This window comes from Arthrobacter sp. TmtSoilC51 (assembly GCF_055388015.1).
On record NZ_AP035877.1, the window covers coordinates 930,098 to 950,330 of the forward strand.

Annotated in this window: 7 protein-coding genes, 3 rRNA genes and 2 pseudogenes; 9 read left to right on the top strand and 3 right to left on the bottom strand. The window is 60.0% G+C overall.

The genetic code is table 11. The features are described from left to right. Position 1 precedes the first annotated feature (1 nt). The 6 genes and pseudogenes from ACZ5G6_RS04455 to rrf all read left to right on the top strand — a co-directional run bounded on the left by ACZ5G6_RS04455 (position 2) and on the right by rrf (position 13,500). A complete protein-coding gene (locus ACZ5G6_RS04455; protein ID WP_498689673.1) occupies positions 2-2,062 on the top strand; it encodes an alpha-1,4-glucan--maltose-1-phosphate maltosyltransferase in 2,061 nt (686 codons plus the stop codon). Then, entirely contained in the window at positions 2,062-3,858 is a 1,797-nt protein-coding gene (gene treS, locus ACZ5G6_RS04460; RefSeq protein WP_498689676.1) for a maltose alpha-D-glucosyltransferase, read from the top strand. The genes ACZ5G6_RS04455 and treS overlap by 1 nt, the downstream gene beginning before the upstream one ends. Before the next feature lies 1 nt (position 3,859). Beyond that, a pseudogene (locus ACZ5G6_RS04465) lies at positions 3,860-7,515 on the top strand (1,4-alpha-glucan branching enzyme). Positions 7,516-8,007: 492 nt separating this feature from the next. Continuing rightward, positions 8,008-9,528: ribosomal RNA gene (locus tag ACZ5G6_RS04470) — 16S ribosomal RNA — on the top strand. A 545-nt stretch (positions 9,529-10,073) separates the two neighbouring features. After that, positions 10,074-13,219 (top strand): 23S ribosomal RNA (locus ACZ5G6_RS04475). Positions 13,220-13,383: 164 nt separating this feature from the next. Continuing rightward, positions 13,384-13,500, top strand: a 5S ribosomal RNA gene (gene rrf, locus ACZ5G6_RS04480). The 16S, 23S and 5S rRNA genes sit together here, the layout of an rRNA operon. Before the next feature lie 108 nt (positions 13,501-13,608). Here rrf and ACZ5G6_RS04485 read toward each other — a convergent pair. Next, positions 13,609-14,625: a patatin-like phospholipase family protein gene (locus ACZ5G6_RS04485; protein ID WP_498689677.1), complete on the bottom strand. Its 1,017-nt coding sequence runs from the start codon at positions 14,623-14,625 to the stop codon at positions 13,609-13,611. Between the two features lie 241 nt (positions 14,626-14,866). Here ACZ5G6_RS04485 and ACZ5G6_RS04490 point away from each other — a divergent pair, with 241 nt between their 5' ends. After that, a complete protein-coding gene (locus tag ACZ5G6_RS04490) occupies positions 14,867-15,361 on the top strand; it encodes an SRPBCC domain-containing protein (protein ID WP_498689679.1) in 495 nt (164 codons plus the stop codon). Between the two features lie 55 nt (positions 15,362-15,416). Beyond that, positions 15,417-15,878: a GNAT family N-acetyltransferase gene (locus ACZ5G6_RS04495; RefSeq protein ID WP_498689681.1), complete on the top strand. Its 462-nt coding sequence runs from the start codon at positions 15,417-15,419 to the stop codon at positions 15,876-15,878. 26 nt (positions 15,879-15,904) lie between these two features. On the opposite strand, the gene ACZ5G6_RS04500 is transcribed toward ACZ5G6_RS04495, so the two are convergent. Together ACZ5G6_RS04500 and ACZ5G6_RS04505 are read right to left on the bottom strand one after the other, a co-directional pair. Further along, a complete protein-coding gene (locus ACZ5G6_RS04500; RefSeq protein WP_498689683.1) occupies positions 15,905-16,927 on the bottom strand; it encodes a LacI family DNA-binding transcriptional regulator in 1,023 nt (340 codons plus the stop codon). A gap of 20 nt (positions 16,928-16,947) precedes the next feature. Continuing rightward, positions 16,948-18,690, bottom strand: a complete 1,743-nt coding sequence (locus tag ACZ5G6_RS04505) for a glycoside hydrolase family 13 protein (protein ID WP_498691750.1) — start codon at positions 18,688-18,690, stop codon at positions 16,948-16,950. A 206-nt stretch (positions 18,691-18,896) separates the two neighbouring features. Between ACZ5G6_RS04505 and ACZ5G6_RS04510 the strand changes: the two are divergent. Further along, a pseudogene (locus ACZ5G6_RS04510) lies at positions 18,897-20,194 on the top strand (sugar ABC transporter substrate-binding protein). Positions 20,195-20,233 lie beyond the last annotated feature (39 nt).

Below are 20,233 nucleotides of genomic sequence, written 5' to 3' on the forward strand. Positions count from 1 at the left end.
CATGACCGCTTTGAAATCCAAGACGAAAACGGACATCACCGCCGGACTTCGCTTCGGCCGGTTCCCCATCACGGCCGTCCATCCGGTGGTTGAGGGTGGCCGGTTCCCGGCGAAAGCCCTTCCGGGTGAGGACCTCGCCATCGGCGCGACGGTCTTTCGTGAAGGACATGATCAACTCGGTGTTTCCGCTGTCCTGCTCGATCCCAGGGGCAAGGAGCGCCAGCGGGTCCGCATGGCACCGGCCAAGGATGAGCGCTGGAAGGGCCTGGACCGCTGGGAAGGTTTGCTCTCGCCGTCCGGGACCGGCGCGTGGTCTTTCGTCATTGAGGCATGGCATGACCGCTACGGAACGTGGCACCACAATGCTGAAGTGAAGGTGGGTGCCGGCATTGACGTCGAGTTGATGCTCGCTGAGGGTGCTGCCCTTCTTTCGGAAGCAGCAGACGACGACGCCGGCCGCACCGCCGCAGAGAAGCGCACCCTCCGTGCTGCTTCAGTCGTCCTGGCAGACACCACCAAATCTGCCGAGGAACGCCTTGGCGCCGGTTTCAGCCCACAGGTGCTGGCCGCCGTCGGACGCGTTCCGATCCGTGAATTGGTGACCGTTTCCGAGCAGTTCCCGCTGCAGGTGGAACGGGACCTCGCCGGTCGTGGTTCCTGGTACGAGTTCTTTCCCCGCTCCGAGGGCGCGGTTTTGGATCACGCCACAGGTGTTTGGACCTCGGGCAACTTCCGCACCGCAGCAAAGCGCTTGGAGGCGGTTGCGGAGATGGGCTTCGACGTCATCTACCTGCCGCCTATCCATCCGATTGGTTTCCAGCACCGTAAGGGCCGGAACAACACGCTGACACCGGGCCCACAGGATCCGGGTTCGCCGTGGGCTATTGGTTCCAAAGACGGTGGCCACGATGCCATCCACCCTGACTTGGGCACCTTTGATGATTTTGACGCTTTTGTGGCCCACGCCCGCGAGCTCGGTCTCGAGGTCGCGCTGGACCTGGCGTTGCAGGCAGCCCCTGACCACCCCTGGGTGACGTCCAACCCGGAATGGTTCACCACGCGTGTTGACGGGTCCATTGCGTATGCAGAAAACCCGCCAAAGAAATACCAGGACATTTACCCCCTGAACTTCGATAACGATCCGGCAGGCCTTTCCAAGGAAATCCTGAGGATCGTTCAGTTGTGGATCAACCATGGCGTGAAGATTTTCCGCGTGGACAATCCACACACAAAGCCTGTCTGGTTCTGGGAATGGTTGATTGGAAAGATCAACAAAAAGAACCCCGAGGTAGTTTTCCTGGCGGAGGCTTTCACTCGTCCACCCATGATGCACGCATTGGGCCGTGCAGGGTTCCAGCAGTCGTACACCTACTTCACCTGGCGGAACACCAAGACCGAACTGGAACAGTACTTCCACGAGGTCAGCCACGAAAGCGCGGCTTTCTTCCGGCCCAACTTCTTTGTGAACACGCCGGACATCCTCACGGAGTACCTCCAGTTCGGCGGCCCCGCGGCCTTCCGGATCCGTGCTGTCCTTGCTGCGACGGCAAGCCCGCTCTGGGGTGTGTACGCCGGCTACGAGCTGTATGAACATGTGGCACGGCCGGGTGCGGAAGAGTACATCGACAATGAAAAGTACGAGTACAAGGCCAGGGACTGGGAAGGTGCAGCCGCCTCCGGCCGGACGTTGGCGCCGTACATCACCAGGCTGAACACAATCCGCAAGGACCACCTGGCCCTGGGCGACCTGCAGAACCTGACTTTGCACAGCAGCACCGATGACGCAACGATCGTGTACTCCAAGCACAAGACGTTGCCGGACGGCACCAAGGACACCTTGATCATCGTGGTCAATGTGGATCCGCACAGCGCCCGCGAAAGCACGGTCTCCCTGGACTTGGCGGCCCTGCAGCTGGACCCGGCAGATTTCAACGAGGACGGCCGGTTCCTGGTGGATGACTTGATCAGCGGTCAAAGCTGGTGGTGGGGCGAGCACAACTACGTCAGGCTCGACGCACACGTTGAGCCCGCACACATCCTGAGCATCCGGAGGCAGCCTTAGTGAGTTTTTCTCCGCAAAACCCCAGCCAGTACTTCACTCCGAAGAACACCTTCGAGCTGAATGCTCCCGGTCTCCAGCATGATCCGCACTGGTACCGGAAGGCAGTCTTCTACGAGGTACTGGTGCGGGCCTTTGCGGATGCCAACGGGGATGGCTCCGGTGACTTCCACGGCTTGATCGAGAAACTGGACTATCTTCAATGGCTGGGCGTTGACTGCCTCTGGTTGCCGCCGTTCTTCCATTCCCCGTTGCGTGATGGCGGCTATGACATCGCCGACTACACCTCGGTGTTGGATGAGTTCGGCACCATCAGTGATTTCAAACGCCTCGTGGCAGAGGCGCATGCCCGCGGCGTCCGGGTGATTATCGACCTTCCGCTGAACCACACCTCGGACCAACACCCGTGGTTCCAGGAGTCCCGGAAGGACCCCACCGGGCCCTATGGCGATTTCTACGTCTGGAGCGATACTGACGAGAAATACCAGGATGCGCGCATCATCTTTGTGGACACGGAAGAATCCAACTGGACCTTCGACCCCATCCGGCGCCAGTTTTTCTGGCACCGCTTCTTCAGCCACCAGCCGGACCTGAACTTCGAGAACCCCAAAGTCGTTGAGGCCCTCTACGACGTCATCCGGTTCTGGCTCGACCAGGGAATCGATGGCTTCCGCGCCGACGCCGTTCCATACCTCTTTGAGGAAGAAGGCACCAACTGCGAGAACCTGCCAGCTACCCATGCGTTCCTTCAGGACCTGCGCAGGATGGTGGATGCCAACTACCCCGGACGCGTGATCATCGCCGAGGCCAACCAGCCGCCTCATGAGGTGGTGGAGTACTTCGGCACCGAGGAAGCCCCCGAATGCCACATGGCCTTCCACTTCCCGATCATGCCCCGGCTCTACTACGCCCTGCGGGACCAGAAGGCGGCTCCGATCATCCAGACCCTGCGGGAGACTCCGGATATTCCCAAGGGAGCCCAGTGGGGTACGTTCCTGAGGAACCACGATGAACTCACCTTGGAGATGGTCAGCGCGGACGATCGTGCCGCCATGCTTGGCTGGTACGCACCGGATCCCCGGATGCGTGCCAACATCGGTATCCGCCGGAGGCTGGCGCCACTGCTTGACAATTCCCGCTCTGAGATTGAGCTCATCAACGCGCTGTTGCTTTCCCTGCCGGGCAGCCCTTTCCTCTATTACGGGGACGAGATTGGCATGGGGGACAACATTTGGCTCGATGACCGCGACGCCGTCCGCACCCCGATGCAATGGAACCCGGACAGGAACGCGGGTTTCTCAGGCGCGGATCCGGGCAAGCTGTACCTGCCGGTGATCCAGTCCCTCGTCTACAACTACAGCATGGCCAACGTCGAAGCAGAGGCCGCGCACTCAGGTTCACTGTTGCGATGGACCCGGCAGATCCTGAGCGTGCGCAAGAACCACCCCGTGTTCGGCCTGGGAAGCTTCCGCCACGTGGAAGCTGACCACGAGGTTGTACTGGCCTACGTGAGGGAACTGCCGGCGGGCAACCCCGAAGGCGAGGACGCGGAGACCATTCTGTGCGTCTTCAACCTGTCCCAGCATCCCGTGGCCGCCAGTCTGGATCTGCCGGAGTACGCTGGCAGGGGCTTCCGCGATATTTTCGGTGGCCAAACCTTCCCGGGTGTCGGAGACAATGGCCAACTGACGGTCATGCTGGGCAGCCACAGCTTTTATTGGCTGCGGCTGCGCTCGGCGTTTTCAAACCCCTCATCGCCATTTACGCAGGCGATCCCCGTGGTGTCGACCAAAGGATGAGATGAAAAAGGGAACACTTAACCCCTCGATCGAAAGTCTTCTCCGGAGCTGGCTTCCCACCAAACGCTGGTTCCCGGTGAAGAGCCCCGACTTTGCGCTGGAGCGTGTTGGCGGCTTCGACCTCCCATTCCCGGGAGGTAGCGCCGGATTGCAGGTTGAACTGCTCGCCGTGACGTATCGGACGGCCGACGGCGGTCCCCGGACTGACATTGTCCAGGTGCCGTTGAGTTTCAGAAGCCAGCCGTTGCCAGATGCTCCCACCGCCTTGCTGGGGGAAGTCGCGGACCCGGAACGCGGGCTGCGACTGGTGTACGACGCCGTTTACGACAGCGACTTCATTACGGCGTGGCTGGATCTCATGCGGCGGGAGGACATCGTGGGCGACGGCCTTGCGGCGGGCCATCTCACGCGGGGCCGCGTTGCGTTTCCGGAAAAGCCCGCCTCCGTCCGGGTGCTCTCCGGCGAACAGTCCAATACATCCGTCATCATTGACGACGGCGTTTCGACGGCGATCGTGAAGATCTTCCGCGTGTTGGCGGCCGGCAAGAATCCCGAAGTGGAGCTGGGCGCCGCGCTGACGGCGGCAGGGACCACCGAGGTCCCGGCAACGCTCGGTTGGATTACGGGTTCCTGGGACAGCAAAGGACCCAGCGGATCGGCCACTGGCGAGCTCACCGTTGCCCACGAATTCCTGCTGGGAGGACTGGATGCCTGGCGGCTGGCTGTCGAAGCCGCCGCGGCAGGTGCCGATTTCACCCACGAGGCCCATGAACTCGGTGCCGCCACAGCGACGGTCCACGCCAGGCTCGCGGAAACTTTTGGCACACATGACGGCCAGGCGCAGGGCGCCGAAATCATTGCGACCCTGGCCCGGCGTGTCCGCCAGTCATGGGCGGAAGCGGCCTCCGCCGTCGGGCCTTATGAAGGCAACCTCGAAGAGCTGCTTGCCGCGCTGCATCCCCGCGATGTGGGCCAGCTGCAGCGCGTCCACGGCGATCTCCACCTTGGCCAAATCCTCAAGGTTCCCGGAAAGGATGGCGCGTCTGGCAGGTGGGCCATCCTCGACTTCGAAGGCGAGCCCCTCCGGACAATTGACGAGCGCAATACCCCCGATCTCCCATTGCGGGACGTTGTGGGCATGCTCCGCTCCTTCGACTATGCGGCAGGAGCCGCTGTCCGTGAGAACGCGGAAGCCAAAGTGCCCGCATCCTGGGTGGATGACTGCGCCACCGCGTTCCTGGCGGGATACAGCGAAGTCATGCCGGGAACCATTGACCGCCGCTCGCCGCTCTTTGTGGCATTGTGGCTGGACAAGGCCTTATATGAGGTGGTCTACGAGTTGCGGAACCGGCCGGACTGGCTGTCCATTCCGGTCAACGCATCGCGGCAAATCCTCGACAACACGAGCCGCGGCAAGCACGCCGCGGCTACAGCGGAAGGTAATGAAATGACAGGCTCTGCACGCACCGAACGGCCCCGAGTTCCCCTGCATGTGGACTCCGAGACCTTGGCCCGCGTGGCAGCTGGAGCCCACCACGCACCACACTCCGTGCTGGGTGCGCATCTGGACGATCACGGCCACGTCACCATCCGGACCGTGAAGCACCTCGCAAAGTCGGTGACGGTGGTGACGGAGGCCGGACGCACTGCCATGGAGCACGAAGCCAACGGCATTTGGGCCGCTGTCCTGGATCCGCTGCAACACGGCCATGTGCCGGACTACCGCCTGGAAGTGGTGTACGACGCCGAACCCGTCACCATTGATGACCCCTACCACTACCTGCCTACCGTGGGTGAAGTGGACCTGCACCTGATCGGCGAGGGCCGGCATGAGCGCCTCTGGGATGTCCTCGGCGCCCATGTCCAGCACTACCGCTCTTCGTTGAGTGAAGTTGACGGCGTTTCCTTTGCTGTGTGGGCCCCGAACGCCCAGGCCGTCCGGGTCAAGGGGGATTTCAACGGCTGGGATGGCCGTAGCCATGCAATGCGTTCCCTGGGGTCCTCCGGTGTCTGGGAAGTCTTCATTCCCGGGGTTGTAGCAGGGGCGTGCTACAAATACGAGATCCTGAGCAAGTCCGGGCATTGGCTCGAAAAAGCGGATCCTTTGGCCTTCGGTACGGAAGTTCCGCCGCTGACGGCCTCCCGGGTGGTCGACTCCAGTTACCGGTTCAAGGACGCGGAGTGGATGACCGCGCGTGCCGAAAAGGATCCGCACAACTCGCCCATGAGCGTCTATGAGGTCCACTTGGGATCCTGGCGCCTTGGCCTGGGTTACAAGGAACTGGCCAAGGAACTGGTTGACTACGTGAAATGGCTCGGTTTCACGCACGTGGAATTCATGCCGGTGGCAGAGCACCCCTTCGGTGGATCCTGGGGCTACCAGGTCACGTCCTACTTTGCCCCCACCTCCAGGTTCGGGCACCCCGATGAGTTCCGTTTCCTGGTGGACTCCCTGCACCAGGCGGGGATCGGCGTCCTCCTGGACTGGGTCCCGGCTCACTTCCCCAAGGATTCATGGGCACTTGCCCGTTTTGACGGCGAGGCATTGTACGAACACTCAGATCCCAACCTGGGGGAACACCCGGACTGGGGCACCCTGATCTTCGACTTCGGACGCACCGAGGTGCGGACTTCCTGGTTGCCAACGCGCTCTATTGGCTCGAAGAATTCCACATTGACGGACTCCGCGTGGACGCCGTGGCTTCCATGATCTACCTGGACTACTCGCGCGAGGAAGGACAGTGGCAACCCAACAAGTTCGGTGGCCGCGAGAACCTCGAAGCAATTTCCTTCATGCAGGAGGTGAACGCGACCGTTTACAAGACGCACCCCGGCGCTGTCACCATTGCAGAGGAATCCACCGCGTTCCCAGGTGTCACAGCCCCCACCAATCATGGCGGGCTGGGCTTTGGCCTGAAGTGGAACATGGGCTGGATGCACGATTCGCTGAAGTACATCTCTGAAGACCCCATCAACCGCAAGTGGCACCACGGCACCATCACGTTCTCCATGGTCTATGCGTTCTCGGAGAACTTCCTCCTGCCCATCAGCCACGACGAAGTAGTCCATGGCAAGGGATCGATGCTTCGCAAGATGCCGGGTGACCGTTGGCAGCAACTGGCAAACCTCCGCGCTTTCTTCGCCTACCAGTGGGCACACCCCGGCAAGCAGCTCATTTTCATGGGCACCGAATTTGGCCAGGAAGCCGAGTGGTCGGAGCAGTACGGACTCGACTGGTTCCTGGCTGACATCCCCGCACATCGCGGGCTTCAACTCCTGGTCCGCGACCTCAACGGCCTATACAAGTCAACGCCTGCGCTGCATGTCCGTGACAACGAGCCCGGCGGCTTCCAGTGGATCAACGGTGGAGATGCCGACCACAACGTGCTGACCTTCATTCGTTGGGACCACGACGGCAAGCCTTTGGTGTGCGCAGTCAACTTCTCCGGTGGCCCCCACAACGATTACATCCTGGGAGTGCCGGAAGCAGGGGAGTGGGTTGAAGTCCTGAACACCGATTCTGAAACCTACGGTGGTTCGGGCGTCATCAATGCTGGAACACTGAAGGCTGCGTCACCGGGCACTGACGGCCAGCCGGCAGCGTTGACCGTGACACTTCCACCGCTGGGAGCCTCGTGGTTCGCGTTGGCTGAGTAGTTCCTTGGATCAGGGAGGGTCTGGAGCTTGCCGCTCCGGGCCCTCCTTCCCTGTGTTTCAGGGGTTTCTGAGGTGGTGAGGGAGACCTCTACCGACGGGCTTTGCCATCTCGCTGGAGTAGGGGTATAGTTAGTACCCGCGCTGGTCCCCGAGTGGAGATCGCCAAGCCGACAAGATACCGCAAGGAAAAATCAAGTCATGCTTGCCGATTTGACTCCGAGAGGTCCAGCGGGTAAGTTTGAAAAGTTGCTCCGGAGCGATCCAGCGAAGGCTGGTGGTACAGCTTTGGAATAGTGACCTGTTGTTTGAGAACTCAATAGTGTGCCAAGTTTGTTGATGCCGATTGTTTTATTGATTGGTTGAAATTATGGCCGGATTGCTGCGCACCCCCGTGTGTGGTGGTCTGGTTTTCAGCTGGTTTCGAATTTTGTGCAGCCATGGTCCGTCGTTATTTCCGGTGGGTGTGGTTGTGTCTGTTTGATTTTTTTGTTTTCAACGGAGAGTTTGATCCTGGCTCAGGATGAACGCTGGCGGCGTGCTTAACACATGCAAGTCGAACGATGATCTCCAGCTTGCTGGGGGGATTAGTGGCGAACGGGTGAGTAACACGTGAGTAACCTGCCCTTGACTCTGGGATAAGCCTGGGAAACTGGGTCTAATACCGGATATGACTCCTCATCGCATGGTGGGGGGTGGAAAGCTTTTGTGGTTTTGGATGGACTCGCGGCCTATCAGCTTGTTGGTGGGGTAATGGCCTACCAAGGCGACGACGGGTAGCCGGCCTGAGAGGGTGACCGGCCACACTGGGACTGAGACACGGCCCAGACTCCTACGGGAGGCAGCAGTGGGGAATATTGCACAATGGGCGAAAGCCTGATGCAGCGACGCCGCGTGAGGGATGACGGCCTTCGGGTTGTAAACCTCTTTCAGTAGGGAAGAAGCGAAAGTGACGGTACCTGCAGAAGAAGCGCCGGCTAACTACGTGCCAGCAGCCGCGGTAATACGTAGGGCGCAAGCGTTATCCGGAATTATTGGGCGTAAAGAGCTCGTAGGCGGTTTGTCGCGTCTGCTGTGAAAGACCGGGGCTCAACTCCGGTTCTGCAGTGGGTACGGGCAGACTAGAGTGCAGTAGGGGAGACTGGAATTCCTGGTGTAGCGGTGAAATGCGCAGATATCAGGAGGAACACCGATGGCGAAGGCAGGTCTCTGGGCTGTAACTGACGCTGAGGAGCGAAAGCATGGGGAGCGAACAGGATTAGATACCCTGGTAGTCCATGCCGTAAACGTTGGGCACTAGGTGTGGGGGACATTCCACGTTTTCCGCGCCGTAGCTAACGCATTAAGTGCCCCGCCTGGGGAGTACGGCCGCAAGGCTAAAACTCAAAGGAATTGACGGGGGCCCGCACAAGCGGCGGAGCATGCGGATTAATTCGATGCAACGCGAAGAACCTTACCAAGGCTTGACATGAACCGGAAAGACCTGGAAACAGGTGCCCCGCTTGCGGTCGGTTTACAGGTGGTGCATGGTTGTCGTCAGCTCGTGTCGTGAGATGTTGGGTTAAGTCCCGCAACGAGCGCAACCCTCGTTCTATGTTGCCAGCGGTTCGGCCGGGGACTCATAGGAGACTGCCGGGGTCAACTCGGAGGAAGGTGGGGACGACGTCAAATCATCATGCCCCTTATGTCTTGGGCTTCACGCATGCTACAATGGCCGGTACAAAGGGTTGCGATACTGTGAGGTGGAGCTAATCCCAAAAAGCCGGTCTCAGTTCGGATTGGGGTCTGCAACTCGACCCCATGAAGTCGGAGTCGCTAGTAATCGCAGATCAGCAACGCTGCGGTGAATACGTTCCCGGGCCTTGTACACACCGCCCGTCAAGTCACGAAAGTTGGTAACACCCGAAGCCGGTGGCCTAACCCTTGTGGGGGGAGCCGTCGAAGGTGGGACCGGCGATTGGGACTAAGTCGTAACAAGGTAGCCGTACCGGAAGGTGCGGCTGGATCACCTCCTTTCTAAGGAGCTGCTAACAACTGCTGGTGTCCGTGTATGCGGGTGCGTGGTGGTTGTCAGTGTTGCCCATTGCGCAGGCGTCTGTTCTGCGGTGGGTGCTCATGGGTGGAATATCAACGAATCAAAGTTTTTTGGCATGGCCTTTACCGGTTGTGTCCTGGTGCCAGTACGGCAACGCCTTTTTCTGCTTTTGTGGTGGTGGGGTGTTGTCAGGAACGTGCCGGGGCGCGGATTGTGTGGGTTGTGTTTGGCGCACTGTTGGGTCCTGAGGCAACAGGACCTTTTGCAGCAATGCAGGGGGGCACAGTTCTGGTGTTTCTTCTTGTTCCTGCTTCCGGTATTGCCGGTCACTGTTATCAGCCCCGTGTTGTGGGTTGTGGTGTCCGGGGGTCTGGTTGATGGGGTTGTTGTTTGAGAACTACATAGTGGACGCGAGCATCTAGGACACACACACGTGTGTGTGTGTGTTCTTACAGCAATTTCTTATGAATGAACCTTGGGCCCAAGTGGCGCATGGTTCTCTCGAGTAAGTTTATTGATCTTGTGTGGTCAAGTTTTTAAGGGCACACGGTGGATGCCTTGGCATTAGGAGCCGAAGAAGGACGTAGGAATCTGCGATAAGCCTGGGGGAGTTGATAACCGAGCGTTGATCCCAGGATGTCCGAATGGGGAAACCCCGCACAACGCTGCAAGGTGATTGTGTGACCCGCATCTGAACACATAGGGTGCGTGGGGGGAACGCGGGGAAGTGAAACATCTCAGTACCCGCAGGAAGAGAAAACAAGAGTGATTCCGTTAGTAGTGGCGAGCGAACGCGGATCAGGCTAAACCGTTTCCATGTGTGATAGCCGGCGGGCGTTGCATGGGCGGGGTTGTGGGACTTTCCGTACTGGTTCTGCCGGACTGGTGGGGTGTGTAGTGCAGGCATAGGTGAACGGTCTTGAAAGGCCGGCCAGAGAGGGTGTGAGCCCCGTAACCGTAATGTTGTGTACCGCCTGGAGAGGATCCCAAGTAGCACGGGGCCCGAGAAATCCCGTGCGAATCTGTCAGGACCACCTGATAAGCCTAAATACTTCCTAATGACCGATAGCGGACCAGTACCGTGAGGGAAAGGTGAAAAGTACCCCGGGAGGGGAGTGAAACAGTACCTGAAACCGTGTGCTTACAATCCGTCGGAGCCAGTCTGATTCTGGTGACGGCGTGCCTTTTGAAGAATGAGCCTGCGAGTTAGTGTTACGTCGCGAGGTTAACCCGTGTGGGGTAGCCGTAGCGAAAGCGAGTCTGAACAGGGCGAGTGTAGTGGCGTGATCTAGACCCGAAGCGGAGTGATCTACCCATGGCCAGGTTGAAGCGACGGTAAGACGTCGTGGAGGACCGAACCCACTTCAGTTGAAAATGGAGGGGATGAGCTGTGGGTAGGGGTGAAAGGCCAATCAAACTCCGTGATAGCTGGTTCTCCCCGAAATGCATTTAGGTGCAGCGTTGCGTGTTTCTTGCCGGAGGTAGAGCTACTGGATGGCCGATGGGCCCTACAAGGTTACTGACGTCAGCCAAACTCCGAATGCCGGTAAGTGAGAGCGCAGCAGTGAGACTGTGGGGGATAAGCTTCATAGTCGAGAGGGAAACAGCCCAGACCACCAACTAAGGCCCCTAAGCGTGTGCTAAGTGGGAAAGGATGTGGAGTTGCGAAGACAACCAGGAGGTTGGCTTAGAAGCAGCCATCCTTGAAAGAGTGCGTAATAGCTCACTGGTCAAGTGATTCCGCGCCGACAATGTAGCGGGGCTCAAGTACACCGCCGAAGTTGTGGATTTCACACATTGCCCTAGCCTTCGTGGTTCAGGGGTGTGGAGTGGTAGGGGAGCGTCGTGTGGGCAGTGAAGTCGCGGTGGAAACCAGCGGTGGAGCCTACACGAGTGAGAATGCAGGCATGAGTAGCGAAAGACGGGTGAGAAACCCGTCCGCCGAATGATCAAGGGTTCCAGGGTCAAGCTAATCTGCCCTGGGTAAGTCGGGACCTAAGGCGAGGCCGACAGGCGTAGTCGATGGACAACGGGTTGATATTCCCGTACCGGCGAAAAACCGCCCATGCCAAGCGGGGGATACTAACCGCCCGGAGCCTGCCCTATCACCCTTGTGGTGTGTGGGTTTTGGCCGAGCGCGGGACCTGATCCCGGGAGGTAAGCGTATTAACAGGTGTGACGCAGGAAGGTAGCCGGGCCGGGCGATGGTTGCCCCGGTCCAAGGATGTAGGGTCAGGGATAGGCAAATCCGTTCCTGTGTGTTTCGAGCACGATCCTGAGATCTGATGGGACTCCCGTAAGGGGGGATCCGGTGATCCTATGCTGCCAAGAAAAGCATCGACGCGAGGTTTTAGCCGCCCGTACCCCAAACCGACACAGGTGATCAGGTAGAGAATACCAAGGCGATCGAGAGAATTATGGTTAAGGAACTCGGCAAAATGCCCCCGTAACTTCGGGAGAAGGGGGGCCTGCCCCGTGATACAGACTTGCTCTGTGGAGCGGGTGTGGGCCGCAGAGACCAGGGGGAAGCGACTGTTTACTAAAAACACAGGTCCGTGCGAAGTCGCAAGACGATGTATACGGACTGACTCCTGCCCGGTGCTGGAAGGTTAAGAGGACCGGTTAGCCACCTTGTGTGGCGAAGCTGAGAATTTAAGCCCCAGTAAACGGCGGTGGTAACTATAACCATCCTAAGGTAGCGAAATTCCTTGTCGGGTAAGTTCCGACCTGCACGAATGGAGTAACGACTTCCCCGCTGTCTCAACCATAAACTCGGCGAAATTGCAGTACGAGTAAAGATGCTCGTTACGCGCAGCAGGACGGAAAGACCCCGAGACCTTTACTATAGTTTGGTATTGGTGTTCGGAGTGGCTTGTGTAGGATAGGTGGGAGACGTTGAAACCCGGACGCCAGTTCGGGTGGAGTCATCGTTGAAATACCACTCTGGTCACTTTGGACATCTAACTTCGGCCCGTGATCCGGGTCAGGGACAGTGCCTGATGGGTAGTTTAACTGGGGCGGTTGCCTCCTAAAAAGTAACGGAGGCGCCCAAAGGTTCCCTCAGCCTGGTTGGCAATCAGGTGTCGAGTGTAAGTGCACAAGGGAGCTTGACTGTGAGAGAGACATCTCAAGCAGGGACGAAAGTCGGGACTAGTGATCCGGCGGTACATTGTGGAATGGCCGTCGCTCAACGGATAAAAGGTACCTCGGGGATAACAGGCTGATCTTGCCCAAGAGTCCATATCGACGGCATGGTTTGGCACCTCGATGTCGGCTCGTCGCATCCTGGGGCTGGAGTAGGTCCCAAGGGTTGGGCTGTTCGCCCATTAAAGCGGTACGCGAGCTGGGTTTAGAACGTCGTGAGACAGTTCGGTCCCTATCCGCTGCGCGCGCAGGAAATTTGAGAAGGGCTGTCCTTAGTACGAGAGGACCGGGACGGACGAACCTCTGGTGTGTCAGTTGTACTGCCAAGTGCACCGCTGATTAGCTACGTTCGGATGGGATAACCGCTGAAAGCATCTAAGCGGGAAGCTCGCTTCAAGATGAGATTTCCATACACAATTTGTGTGAGAGGCCCCCAGCCAGACCACTGGGTTGATAGGCCGGATGTGGAAGCGAGGACCAAAGACTCGTGAAGCTGACCGGTACTAATAGGCCAACAACTTACACCACACACAAACACTGCACGCGTCCACTATGTGGTTCCCGAACAACAACACCGTTGCTCACAGGAACAAACACAACTAAATAACAACACCACAATGTTGTAACCACAAAACTTCCCACCCCCCAACCGGCACCAACCGGCAAAAAAGGCGGGGGACGGGTAACAAGGTTACGGCGGTCATAGCGTGGGGGAAACGCCCGGTCCCATTCCGAACCCGGAAGCTAAGACCCACAGCGCCGATGGTACTGCACCCGGGAGGGTGTGGGAGAGTAGGACACCGCCGGACACACATTAGGTAGAGACCCCCCAACCCACACCAGGTCGGGGGGTCTCCCACATTTAAACCAGGCAAGCCCCGACCCTCACGGCCGGGGCTTGCCCCATTTAACAAGTGTTAACCCACGTTCCAGAACCCGCTGAGTTCCTCCACGAGTGCCCTTCCTTGGTCGTAACCGACCTGGGCGGCCGACGGACGCAACGACAGGTCCATCGCGTTGGCGCCGAACATGTGCTCGGAGGCGCTGTCCGGGAAAACCGTTTGAACGTGGCTACCGCCGGCGCGTAATTCGTCCACCTGTGTTGCCAAGTGCATGCCCCATTCCAAGGGAGTCCGCGTTCTGCCGCCGAATGGCGACAGCACCAGTACCCGTGCGTACCCGGCTGCCAGGTCTGCATTCTCAGCGTTGGATCGGTAGCCGCCGTCAATGTATCGGTCGTCGCCGATGCCGTAGGCAAAGCCACTCGCGCAGCTGGCGGCCACAGCGTCCACCAATTCCACTCCACTGTGCCGGTCGAAAACGACGGGCTCTCCCGTGCGGGCGTCCACCGCCGTGATGAGGACCGTTCGTTGCGGCCACTGCAGGCTTGGCAGTCGGGAGGCGACGGTTGCACGCCACTGTGCTTGCCTTGATTCGTCTGCAGATGGATCCAGCTCCAACGCAGCAGCACCCATTCTGCGACGCATATCGCCGGCGTCGGTAGAGGCGGCAATGATCCTGCTTGTTCTCTCCAAATGGTTCACCACCTGCTTCAACGGATTGGCCTGCCTCAATGTCTCGGCGTGCCTGAGTGGATTGACTTGGGACTGTGGCTGTCGTTGTGGCTGGGGCGGCGCCTCAAGGATGGCGGCAAACAGTTCTGTAGGGCTCGCCCCAGCCAACTGGGCCGCGGCCGTGGACCCTGCTGACGTGCCCACAGTCAGATCGGCTGTGCTCACATCCAGGCCGGCATCGAACAATCCGGCGATGATGCCGATAAGCCATGCATTGCCTGTGGATCCGCCGCCACCAAGGACCAAGGCTCGTCCGGTTGTACGCCCCGGAGGGTTGGTGGGTTTCTCCTGCGGCTGGTCCTGAGCGGACCCCGTGAGATGGGAAGCGACGTGCAGGGTTGAAAAAGGTGTTGTATTCATGGGAGTCGCCTTTCGCGAATTGCCTCTGGGGCGCTCCCGCTGGCGACTAAGTGAGTCGCGAGATCGTGTACTGCGGGGGAGCACCCATTGCGGATACTGCGTTCATGGGTCTCACCTCCTGCTGATAGATCACGATCAACGGGACTCTAGCACCGCACGAAGAGGCTGCGCAACCAAACCCTTTGGGTCAACGTGGATGTGGCCAGGAAGGTGTGTTCCCGCACCGGTAGAGTTGGTGGTCATGGACAGTATTTTTAGCCATCCCGAGCCGGACCCTGAGCCCTCGTCGCCGGACAGCAACGAACTTGACCCGCTCGTTGTGACTGTTGTGGTGCCCACCAACGTTTCGCATGCCTTCATGGGCTTTACGGACCACCCCCATCTCTGGTGGCCCCTCGAAGAGGAGAGCGTGTTTGGTGCGGGCTCGCACGTGGAGTTCGAGGAGAACCTGATTCTGGAGACGGCCGAGGACGGCCGCACATCGGTCTGGGGAACCATCGATGACTGGCAGCCGCCTTTGTCCTTCCACGCGAGCTGGTATCCGGCGAGCACGCCCCTCTGGTCCACCGAGCTGAGGGTTTCGTTCCGGGCGGTAGAGGGTGGTACGGAATTGCGGTTGGTTCACGACGGTTGGGAAGGCGCGGAGGACCCTGCTGCCAGCCGGGCGTCATATGAAGAAGGCTGGCCTCGGGTCCTGGAACGCTATGTACGGTTCATGGGCGGGACCGTTGCCTAGGGTCAGGCGACTGCGCGTTGAAGACTGGCCTCTCCTGAGGAAAGTCCGGCTGGAAATGCTTTCGGACACTCCTATGGCCTATGTCGAAAGCCTTGAGGCGGCAAGACGACAAACGGATGCGCAATGGCAGGAACGCGCTGCCGCCATGGCCGGCGATTCGAGCGTGACGCTGGTGGCTGACGGCGGCGAGGACGGAAGCCGGATCTGTGGGCTGATGCGGGTTGTCCTGAAACATCCCCAGGACCCGCGGAAGCCACTTCAGGCCATGCTGATAAGTGTCTATGTTGCCCCCGAACATCGAGGTTTGGGGTTGGCGGATGAACTCCTCCACCAAGCCTGCGAGGCTGCCCGGATCGACTTGCGCGCAAAGGTCCTGGAGTTGGGCGTCCACGAGGACAATACCAGGGCGTTGGCTTTCTACCGGCGGCACGGTTTCAACACCACAGGCGACAGCCGACCATATCCCCAGGACACGTCGAAGCGGGAACTAGTCATGGAAAAGGCCCTGCAGCAGTAGCCGTTGGCTTAGGGAGCAGCCGTGGGCTACGCGGCGTCGTTCCTGGGCACGGCAGTGCTGGAACGAACCACCAGTTTGGTGGGGTGTTCAGTATCGGCAGGTTCAAGAACCAGGCCATTGTTGATGGCGCCCAGCAGGGTTCGCACGGCCAGTGCTCCTTGCCCTTTCGCGTCCTGATCGATCGTGGTGAGGCCCATGACCTTACCGAGGTCGTGTCCGTCGATGCCGATGACCGAGAGGTCCTCTGGAATCCGCAGGCCGAAGTCGCGCGCCGCAAGAATGGTGCCGATGGCCATCTCGTCGGAGGCAGCAAACACCGCCGTTGGTCGCTCCGGTGCGCCCCCCAGCAATTGCCGGGCAGCGGCGTAAGCGCCTTCGATGGTGAAGTCGGCGGAAACGATCCATTCGAGCCGAACTGGGCAGCCGGCGTCGTTCATTGCCTTCTCGAAACCACCGCGCCGCGTCCCGGGAAGCTGGAAGTCCTGCTCGTAGGCTTCCTCGCCGGTCATGTGGGCGATCTTGGTGTGGCCCAGGCCGATTAGGTGGTTTGTGGCTTGCAGTGCGATTGCGGAATCGTCGATCCGGATGGTCGAGGCTCCCGGTAGGGGGCCGCCGATGCCAACGATCGGACGATGGACTGCAAGGAGCTGCTGCATCTCCTTTTCGCTGAGCTCCAAGGAGACCGCAATGACCGCGTCCACGCGCTTGCGCAGGAGGAAGTCGTTGAATACCCTGTGCCGGTGCTGTGGGTCCTCGCCGATGTTGTAGAGGGTGAGGTCGTATCCGGCACTCAGTAGCGCAGCGGAGGCGCCCTCGATCACCGCCGAATAGAACCATCGGTGGACCGAGGGCACCACCAGGCCAACGTTGTGGGTACGGCCGGAGGCCAGGCTTGAGGCGTGATAGGAGAGCACGAAGCCGAGCTCGGCCGCAGCTGCACGTGCCCGTTCGCGACTGGCCGGGGAGACGTTGCCTTTGCCACTGAGCGCGCGTGAAACCGTGGCAACAGAAAGTCCCGATCGCTCGGCTACGTCCTTGATGCCGGTCATGCTGCTCCTCGGTGGGAAAGTTAGCTCGATGTGAGCCAAATGCTCTCCCCCGAGCTTAGTAGATCCGCGCCAAGTGGATTGGTGCCAGCCGCCCCTGAACTGCGAAGGATGACCTCGCCCTCGGGAAGCGGCAAGGGCTCGCTACCCACGTTCATGATCACCAGGGTGTCGCCGTTGATGTAGGCGAGCGAGGAATCAGTGCAGTAGTCCTCCACCCACGCCAGGGAACCCTGGCCCAGCCGACGTTCGGAGCGTTGGGCAAGCATTTCCCGGTAAAGATTAAGGTGCGACGCCGGATCCTCCAGCTGCTTGTCCCTCGCCATTGCCGCCCAGGACGGGGGTTGTGGCAGCCAGGGATCCTGGCCATCGCCGAAACCGGCATGCAACTCCGACGAATGCCACGGCAACGGTACGCGGCATCCGTCCCGGCCGATCCTGGCTCCGCCGGTCCGGGCGAATGTAGGATCCTGCCGCATGCTTGCGGGAATGTTGGTGGAGTCGGGCAGCCCCAGCTCTTCCCCTTGGTACAGGTAGGCGCCACCGGGGAGGCCAAGCATGAACATGGTGGCCGCGGCAGCCCGGCGTCGTCCGATTTCTTCGTTGGGCTGTACATCGTCGGGACCGATGCCGTCGCCATCGCGGGGACCGGGTCCGTCGTAACCGAAGCGCGTGGCGTGCCGGACGACGTCGTGGTTGGACAGAACCCACGTGCTGGGAGCGCCAACCGCGTCAAGCGAGACCAACGAATCGGTGATGATGTGACGGAGGCGGTTCACATCCAGGCCGGCGTGCAGGTACGGGAAATTGAAGGCCTGGTGCATTTCGTCGGGCCGGACCCACTGTGCCAGCCGAGGAAGGGGATCGACATTGGCCTCGGCGCAGAGGATCCGGTCGGGGCCATATTCCTCCAGGATGGAGCGCCAGCGGCGGTAGATATCGTGCAGGGCGGGTTGGCCGAACATAGGAGCCTCGTGGCCGGGGTAGCCGTCTGAGCTGTTGCCATCCGCGCGTCCGCCCCAGTTGGGCAGGCCGGCTGCCTTAACCAGCGCGTGGGCCACATCAACCCTGAAACCGGAAATTCCACGGTCCAGCCAGAAGCGCAGGACCCGCTCAAATTCGGCATGCACGGCGTTGTTGTCCCAGTTGAAATCCGGCTGCGAGGAATCAAAGAGGTGCAGGTACCACTGTCCGGGCTGGCCATCCGGCTCCATGATGCGGGTCCAGGCGGAGCCACCGAAATGCGATTGCCAGTTGTTGGGAGGTTCGTTTCCGTCAGGGCCCTCGCCATCCCGGAAGACAAACATGTCCCGTTCAGGGCTGTTGGCCGGAGCCGCAAGTGCGGCTTGGAAGGCGGCGTGTTGGTCCGAGCAGTGATTGGGCACAAGATCTGCAATCACGCGCAGATTCAACCGGTTGGCTTCGTAGATCAGGGCGTCGAAGTCCGTGAGGCTGCCGAACAGCGGGTCGACATCGCAGTAGTCGCTGACGTCATAACCTGCGTCCCGCTGCGGTGAGCGGTAAAACGGGGAAAGCCAGAGGGCATCCACGCCCAGTTCTGCGAGCTGGGCGAGTTCGTGGGTGATACCCGCGAGGTCGCCGATTCCGTCACCGTTAAGGTCCCGGAAGGACCGCGGATAAATCTGGTAAATGACTGCGGAGCGCCACCATCCGTGGGCCCGGGAGGCCTCGTGTACGGGGGTCAATGTAGCGAAAGCTGCAGAGGGCGCGGACGCCTCAACTGGAAGCAATGAATCAACAGACATGAACACATCGTAGGAGACCTTGTGCAGAATTGGAAACGCTTTCAATCAAAATGATCCTCCAATGGCAGCTCTGCGGAGTGTCGGGGTTTACCAACTTCCGATTAGGGATGTACTCTGTGGAAGCGCTTGCAGTTGTGAGCCGCATCACCGACGCTGCCGCTGGGCCTAGTGCCCCGCCGTCGAAGCACATAAGGAAAGGGACACCAATGAAGGTGCACAACACCCTCGCGACGCAGACCACCGCCGCGTCTTCGCTACCGGCGCGATCTCCGTGGTCGCGGCCTTGGCCCTGAGCGCCTGTGGCGGCAGTGCCTCCACAGCTCCCAGCTCGGAAGCCGCAAAGCCGGACCTCAAGGCAGCCGGCGCCGGGACCATCACCATGTGGGTGGACGCCGAACGGTCGCCGGCTCTGAAAGACATCACCGAAAAGTTCAAGTCGGACACCGGTATCGAAGTCAAGCTCGTAGTGAAGGACTTCGCTGCCGTCCGCGATGACTTCATCACACAGGTTCCTACTGGCCAAGGCCCCGACCTGATCGTTGGACCCCACGACTGGATTGGAAAGTTTGTCCAAAACGGTGTGATCGCACCTGTGGAACTTGGCGACAAAGCCGGCCAGTTCCAGGATTCATCGATCAAGGCCATGACCTACAACGGGGCTGTCTACGGTGTCCCGTACGCCATCGAAAACATTGCCCTCCTGCGCAACACCAGCATCGTGGACAGCAAGGCGAGCACCCTGGATGAGGTAGTGGCCAACGGCAAGAAGGCAGTTGCAGAGGGCAAAGCCACTTTCCCGTTCCTGGTGGGCATGGATCCCAAGCAGGGCGATCCGTACCACCTGTACCCGTTGCAGTCCTCCATGGGTTCGCAGGTTTTCGGTAAGAACGCCGACGGTGGCTACGATGCCAAGCAGCTTCTCATTGGTGACGCCGCCGGCGTCGAATTCGCCAAGAAGCTGGCCGTCTGGGGCGACGCCGGCGAGAAAATCATCAACTCCAACATTACGGGCGACATCGCCAAGGAGAAGTTCCTTGCCGGCGAATCCCCGTACTTCCTGACGGGCCCGTGGAACGTACCGGATGTTCAGAAGAAGGGCATCAAGTTCGCAGTTGACGAGTTGCCCACGGCCGGTGGCGAAGCTGCCCAGCCTTTCATCGGCGTCAATGGGTTCTTCATCAGCGCCAAGAGCGCCAATGCTCTGGCCACCAATGAGTTCGTCACCAATTACCTCACCTCCGAGTCCGCCCAGGATTCCATGTACACGGCAGGCGGCCGCCCGCCGGCACTCAAGGCATCCTTTGAGAAGGCAGCCAGCGACCCCGTCGTGGAGGCCTTCGGCAAGATCGGTGCCACCGGCGTGCCCATGCCGGCCATCCCCGAAATGAGCGCCGTCTGGGCTGACTGGGGTGCCACGGAACTGGCCATCATCAAGGGGCAGGGCGATCCCGCTGAAGCGTGGACCAAGATGGCAGCGAGCATCAAGTCCAAGATCGGCGGCTGACGCCCAGACCGGTGACTCCACAGGTCTGATCGGGGCCGG